The sequence below is a fragment of the Stenotrophomonas sp. 62841_Sma genome (assembly GCF_056482945.1).
This window is the reverse complement of sequence record NZ_CM151224.1, coordinates 4,768,265-4,775,000: the sequence shown is the minus strand read 5'-3', so window position 1 is coordinate 4,775,000 and position 6,736 is coordinate 4,768,265. Positions and strand designations below refer to the sequence as shown.

4 protein-coding genes and 2 rRNA genes (1 of these 6 only partly in view) are annotated in these 6,736 nt (G+C 65.9%); 3 read left to right on the top strand and 3 right to left on the bottom strand.

Going from position 1 to position 6,736, the window contains the following annotated elements; translation table 11 throughout:
* Positions 1-754 (top strand): 23S ribosomal RNA (locus tag ACZK5G_RS22185) (it extends 2,126 nt beyond the left edge of the window).
* A gap of 127 nt (positions 755-881) precedes the next feature.
* A 5S ribosomal RNA gene (rrf, locus tag ACZK5G_RS22180) occupies positions 882-996 on the top strand.
* A gap of 451 nt (positions 997-1,447) precedes the next feature.
* Here the strand turns inward: rrf and ACZK5G_RS22175 are convergent.
* The 3 genes from ACZK5G_RS22175 to hemH all read right to left on the bottom strand — a co-directional run bounded on the left by ACZK5G_RS22175 (position 1,448) and on the right by hemH (position 5,657).
* Positions 1,448-3,553 carry a methyl-accepting chemotaxis protein gene (locus ACZK5G_RS22175; protein ID WP_478464858.1) on the bottom strand — a complete coding sequence of 702 codons (2,106 nt, stop codon included), beginning with the start codon at positions 3,551-3,553 and terminating at the stop codon, positions 1,448-1,450.
* A 290-nt stretch (positions 3,554-3,843) separates the two neighbouring features.
* Positions 3,844-4,698: an alpha/beta fold hydrolase gene (locus ACZK5G_RS22170; RefSeq protein WP_032128450.1), complete on the bottom strand. Its 855-nt coding sequence runs from the start codon at positions 4,696-4,698 to the stop codon at positions 3,844-3,846.
* The gene (gene hemH, locus ACZK5G_RS22165) at positions 4,695-5,657 is read right to left on the bottom strand and encodes a ferrochelatase (RefSeq protein WP_032128451.1); all 963 of its coding nucleotides are present in this window, start codon (positions 5,655-5,657) and stop codon (positions 4,695-4,697) included. Before hemH ends, ACZK5G_RS22170 begins: the two co-directional genes overlap by 4 nt.
* 165 nt (positions 5,658-5,822) lie before the next feature.
* Between hemH and ACZK5G_RS22160 the strand changes: the two genes are divergently transcribed.
* Entirely contained in the window at positions 5,823-6,716 is an 894-nt protein-coding gene (locus ACZK5G_RS22160) for a lipid-binding SYLF domain-containing protein (protein ID WP_317218078.1), read from the top strand.
* Positions 6,717-6,736: the final 20 nt, after the last annotated feature.

Below are 6,736 nucleotides of genomic sequence, written 5' to 3'. Positions count from 1 at the left end.
CTGCAGTGGAGCCATCCTTGAAATACCACCCTGTCGTGCTTGACGTTCTAACCTGGGCCCATTATCTGGGTCGGGGACCGTGTATGGTGGGTAGTTTGACTGGGGCGGTCTCCTCCTAAAGAGTAACGGAGGAGCTCGAAGGTACGCTCAGCGCGGTCGGACATCGCGCACTGTGTGCAAAGGCATAAGCGTGCTTGACTGCAAGATCGACGGATCAAGCAGGTAGGAAACTAGGACTTAGTGATCCGGTGGTTCTGTATGGAAGGGCCATCGCTCAACGGATAAAAGGTACTCCGGGGATAACAGGCTGATACCGCCCAAGAGTTCATATCGACGGCGGTGTTTGGCACCTCGATGTCGGCTCATCACATCCTGGGGCTGTAGTCGGTCCCAAGGGTATGGCTGTTCGCCATTTAAAGTGGTACGCGAGCTGGGTTCAGAACGTCGTGAGACAGTTCGGTCCCTATCTGCCATGGGCGTTGGAGATTTGAGAGGGGCTGCTCCTAGTACGAGAGGACCGGAGTGGACGAACCTCTGGTGTTCCGGTTGTCACGCCAGTGGCATTGCCGGGTAGCTATGTTCGGAAGCGATAACCGCTGAAAGCATCTAAGCGGGAAGCGCGCCTCAAGATGAGATCTCCCGGGGCACAAGCCCCCTGAAGGAACCATGTAGACTACGTGGTTGATAGGTCAGGTGTGTAAGTACAGCAATGTATTGAGCTAACTGATACTAATGATCCGAGAGGCTTGACCATATAACCTCAAGTTGCCTTGGCTTTACGACAGCGTCGTAAGAGCATCCAAGTGCACGCTACGTCACAAGAACTACGAGAGGCAGGCGCCTTATCCAGCTGTATCGGATGGCGACGCTCCAACCGCCTCCCTGGTGAAATTAGCGCTGTGGAACCACCCGATCCCATCCCGAACTCGGAAGTGAAACGCAGCTGCGCCGATGGTAGTGTGGCTCAAGCCATGCGAGAGTAGGTCATCGCCAGGGTTTACACCCAAAACCCCGCTGCTCACGCAGCGGGGTTTTTCTTTGTGCACAGGAAATACCGGTAGTGCCGGCCGCTGGCCGGCAACCCGATGGCGTTACGTCGCCCGTTAGATTCAGGCCATACGCGGATATTCTCCGCAGGTAGCCACAGCGCCAACCAAGGTTGGCGTCTACCGAGGGCATGCGGACCCACAGTAGATCCACGCCGTGCGTGGATGGGCTGTCCCTGCAAAGATCGGTGCCAACCCCGGCAGCAGGCCAGACAGTGCGCGTCGCTGTGATTGCCGGCCAGCGGCCGGCACTACCAGTAGATCCACGCCATGCGTGGATGCCCTTCGTGAGGAACCACGGCGCCAACCAAGGTTGGCAGCTACTGGCAGCAAGGCCTACGCAACAAAAAGACGGCGCCCTGCGGGCGCCGTCTTGATCAGGATCGAACTGAAGGCCCGGTTCAGGCGGCCTGCGAGACCTCGTTCGGTTCCTGCTGGCGGAACACCGACACCGCCTCGGTAAGCGTACCCGCCTGCGATTGCAGCTCGCGTGCGGCGGCGGTGGCTTCCTCCACCAGCGCGGCATTCTGCTGTGTGGCCTGATCCATCTGCACTACGGTCTGGTTGATCTGCTCAATGCCGATCGACTGCTCCTGCGACGCTGCGGAAATCTCGCGCATCAGGTGGCTGACATCCTCCACGCCGCCAACAATGCCCTGCATGCGCTGGCCGGCGTCAGCTACCAGCTGGGCACCCTCACCCACCTGGCGGCCGGCTTCGTCGATCAGCTTCTTGATCTCCTGGGCCGCCGCCGCAGAGCGCTGCGCCAGTACCCGCACCTCGCTGGCCACGACCGCGAAGCCTCGGCCCTGTTCGCCGGCGCGTGCCGCCTCCACGGCTGCGTTCAAGGCCAGGATATTGGTCTGGAAGGCAATGCCGTCGATGACGCCGGTGATGTCGCCGATCCGCTTCGAGGCACCTTCGATGGCCTGCATGGTATTCACCACCCGCTGCATGGCTGTGTTGCCGTCACTGGCAGCGCTCTGCGTGGAAGCTGCCAACGCACTGGCCTCACGCGCATGGGCGGCGTTCTGGCGCACGGTGGCGGTGAGTTCCTCCATCGATGCTGCGGTCTCCTGCAGGTGCGCGGCCTGGCGCTCGCTGCGCTCGGACAACGCGCCGTTGCCGGCGGCAATCTCGCTGGCGGCGGTACTGATCGACGCCGCACATTCCTGGATGCGACCGACCATGCGTGCCAACTGACCGGCCGTGGCATTCGCATCGCGCTGGATGGCAGCGAAAGCACCGTGATACTCGCCGTGCATGCGCCGGTCCAGATCGCCATTGGCCAGTGCCGAGAGCATCTGCCGCACTTCGTTGACGGTGCTGCCGAGCGTATCGAGCAGCTGGTTGATGCCACCGGTCAGCCCATCGAGGAAACTGGCACCTTCAGTGACCTGCAGGCGCTGGTCGAGATCACCGGCCGCTGCCGCTGCGACGATGCCGGCCACGGCGTTTTCCAGCGCGAGTTCATGGGTGCGGTCATGCCATTCCACGGCGAAGCCCAGGCGCGCGCCCTGCGCATCGAACACCGGGGTGACCACCTGCGCGAAGTGCACCGGGCCGATCTGCACCTTGCCGTTGTGCGTGACCTGCAGGCCATTGAGGATCGCGCGGATGCGGTCCGGGTTGGCGTGGAAGCGGTGGATGCTGCTGCCGACCAGGCGCTCGGCATCGAAGTCGGGGAAGGCCTGGCGCAGTGTTGCCTGCTGGTTGCGCAGCAGGGCCACCACCGAGCGGTTCACGTAGCGGATCACGTGGTCGTTGTCGGCAATCATCATCGCGGTGCGCGAGGCATCCAGCGCCTGGCGGATCTGCGCATTCTCGGCATGCGCGTCAGCCTCGCGCCCACGCTGCGCCTGCACGTGGCGGGCGGTATCGGCCAGCGCATGGGCCAGCGAACCGGGTGCATAGGCCGCGGTATCCGCATGTGCGCTCAGATCGGTGCCCGTCGCGATATCGCGCGCCAGTGCCGCCAGGCGGCGTGGGCCGTGGCCAAGTGCCTCGGTCTGCTGCCGCAGGCGCAGCGCGACCTGGCCGAGGAACACGGTCAGGCTGGCGAACAGGCCGGCCTGCAGCAACGTCGGTCCCACGGCTGCGCCGTGCAGCAGCGGTACCAGCAGGGCGAGGGTGCCAACACCACCGGCCAGCCATACCGGCAGGCGATCGCGGTGGCTGAGCAGCACGCCCAGCAACAGCGCAATTGGCAATGCCGGTGACAGGCTGACGATCGCGCACAACAAGGCCAGCTGCAGCGACAACAGCAATGCCAGGCCATTGCGGGCGACGGCCCGGCCCGCCTGTGGACCGGCCAGCCAGAGGGCGGGCAGTACGGCGGCCGCGGCCAACGCAGCGCCCGGTACGTGGGGCCCACGCAGGGCCAGCACGAGGCCAGCCACAGCCAACGCCGCGCTACCGATCAGCAGTCGACGGTCAGCGCGGCGCGCGAGCTGCTGCAGATGCGGCATGCGGGCGGTATCGGGGGGACGGGAGGATGCAACGGACATCGGCGACTCCTGGATCAGCAAACGACAACAGCCACGCCGCGGCGCACGCAGGAGTGCGTGAGCAGGGCGCGAGCCGGGAATTCGGGGAATGCGGCGCGATCAGCGACGCGGAGACGGGACACCGTGGCCACATCCTGTGGGTGACGGTGCAGCAGAGCGGGCATGCGGACTTCCTTGCAGAACCAGACACACGCCGCAGGCCCGACCGGACCTGCGTGCTGCGGACGCAGGGGCCCGCAACTGATGTATCGGCCGCAAACGCGCGGAGTGAAGCGCGCGGATACGTTTGCTCAGCCGGCGTTGCCGTTGCTGAAGAAGTGCAGGATCACGCCCGCGATCTGTTCCGGGTCTTCCATGTGCAGGTGATGGTTGCCGGCAAACACCGCCAGACGGCCATCGCGCAGGTGCTGCAGGCGATCGCTGCGCATCGGCTCGGGATAGTACGACTGCGCCGGTGTGGCGTAGATCACCTGCGTCGGGCAGGCGATGGCCTGCAGCAGGTTGTCGATCTGGCCTTCGCTGAGGCGGATCGCAGTGGGCAGCATCAGGCGCGGGTCGCTGCACCAGCGGTAACCACCTTCGACCGGCTCCACGCCGCGCTCGACCAGCAGCCGTGCACAGCGCTCGCTGAGCTGGTTGGTCATCATCCGCGCGCGGATCGGCGCGGCGAGGTCGGGGAACACGCGCAGCTGCTTGCGTGCCAGTGCGCGTGTGGCATTCACATGCTCGCGCAGGCGGTTGGCGGTTTCTTCCTCAGGACCACGCAGGCCGCCGAGTGCTTCGATCGCCACCAGCCGTTCGACACGGTCGCTGACCGAGGCGGTGAGGCTGGCGATGCCGGCGCCCATCGAATGGCCAAGCAGGCTGAAACGGTCCCAGCCCAGCGCGTCGGCGACGTCGAGTACGTGACAGATGGCGGCGGCCGTGGTGTAGCTGGCACCGGCCGGCAGATGCGCGCTGTGGCCGTGGCCGGGCAGGTCGATGGCCACCAGCTGCAACGACGACAGGTGCGGCGCCAGCGGCACGAAGCTGGCCGCGTTGTCGAGCCAGCCATGCAGGGCCAGCACGCGCGGGCCATCACCGTAGTTGCGCAGGCCGGCGACGCGCGCGCCACCGACCTCGAGTTCAAACGGCTGCAGGCTCATGCCAGTGACGCCACGGCCAGCCGTGCCAGCGCACGCGCGTGCTCCGGTTCGGCGTTGAGGCAGGGGATGTAGCGCATCGTCGCGCCGCGCTCGGCCAGTGTTTCGGTGAAGCCCAGTGCCACTTCTTCCAGCGTCTCCAGACAGTCGGTGGCGAAGCCCGGGCACACCACGTCGATCTGCTTCACGCCGGATTCGGCCAGCGCCCACAGGCTGGGCTCGGCATACGGCTGCAGCCAGCGCTCGCGGCCGAAGCGCGACTGATAGCCCATCTGCCAGTCGTCCCTGCCCAGCTCCAGCGCCTTGGCGATGGCCTGCGCACTGGCCTCGCAGCGCTGCGGATACGGATCGCCGGCATCGGCCAGGCGCTGCGGAATGCCGTGGAAGGAGAACATCAGTTTCTGGCCACGACCGTGCTGTTCCCAGTAGCGGCGGATCGAGCCGGCAACGGCGTCGACCCAGCCCGGATCGACCGAATAGTCGCGTACCAGGCTCACGGTCACGCCCGGATTGCGGCGCTGCCAGGCATCGACGCGGTCTTCGACCGAGGCGGTGGTGGTGGTGGAGTACTGCGGGTACAGCGGCAGCACCACGATGCGGCGCGCACCGTCGGCCGCCAGCCGGTCGAGTTCGCTGGCCAGCGCCGGTTCGCCATAGCGCATTGCATGGCGCACCGTCAGGGTCGGCAACAGCGCTTGCATGGCCTGCGCCAGCTGGCGCGTATGCACCATCAGCGGAGAGCCCTCCGGCAGCCAGACCTGGGCGTACTTGGCCGCTGAACGGCTGCTGCGCAGCGGCAGGATCAGTCCGCGCAGCAACGGCTGCCACAGCAGTGCCGGGATCGAGACCACGCGGGGGTCGGACAGGAATTCAGCCAGGTAACGGCGTACGGCGGGGGCCGTCGGCGTCTCGGGCGTGCCTAGGTTGACCGCCAGCACGGCGGTATCGGGTGCGTCGAGCATGAGCGGTATTGTCGCCGATCCGGTGCCGCGCCGGGATGCAGGGTTCGGATTGCAGGCATAGCGCGCATCAATGTGAGCAGGGAACGCTCATTGGGGATTCATGACAACACTACTAATTTCAGTCACTTGCTATATCTTCCTATGGACTGACTTCTGGAGCCTGCCATGCGTCGCCCGATCCAAGCCCTGCTGATCGCCGCCAGCCTGCTGTCCAGCCAGGCCATGGCCGGACCGCAGGAAGACCAGCGTGCCCGCAATGCCGTGCGCGTGCTGGCTGAAATCCAGGAAATCCCTGAACAGGGCATTCCGGACAAATTGCTCGACGAAGGCCGCGCGGTCATCGTCATTCCCGACACGATCAAGGCCGGTCTGGTCATTGGCGGTCGTCGTGGCCACGGCCTGATGTCCGTGCGCATGCCCAACGGTGCCTGGTCCAATCCGGTGTTCGTGAAGCTCACCGGCGGCAGCATCGGCTTTCAGGCCGGCGTGCAGTCTTCCGATGTGGTGCTGGTGTTCCGCAACGACCGGAGCCTGGACAACCTGGTCAACGGCAAGTTCACGCTGGGTGCCGATGCAGGTGTCGCCGCCGGCCCGGTCGGCCGCAATGCCGCCGCCGCCACCGACGGTCAGCTGAAGGCCGAGATCTGGTCCTGGTCGCGCGCCCGCGGCCTGTTCGCCGGTGTCGCCCTGGATGGTGCGGTGCTGCAGATCGACGATGCCGCCAATCTGGACGCCTACGGCAGCAACACCACGCCGCGCATGATCTTCGAAGGCCGCGCGGCCGGTTCGCCGTCGATGGATGTGGTGACGTTCCGCGACCGCCTGGAAGAGGCCACCTACGCCGCGCGCAACAACCGCAACGGCAACGGTGGCAACGCGCCGCGTCCGGCAGCGGCCCCGGCGGTTGCTCCGGCGCCTGTTCAGGCAGCGCCGGCCGCCCCGGCCGAAGCCACCACCGCACCGCTGCAGAACGTGCCGCAGAACCCGCCGCCGCAGCAGCAGGGCTTCCAGCCGGTCAACGACGGCGAAATCCGCACGGAAACGCTGGGCGGAAACTGACTTTCGTCACGCGCGCCGGC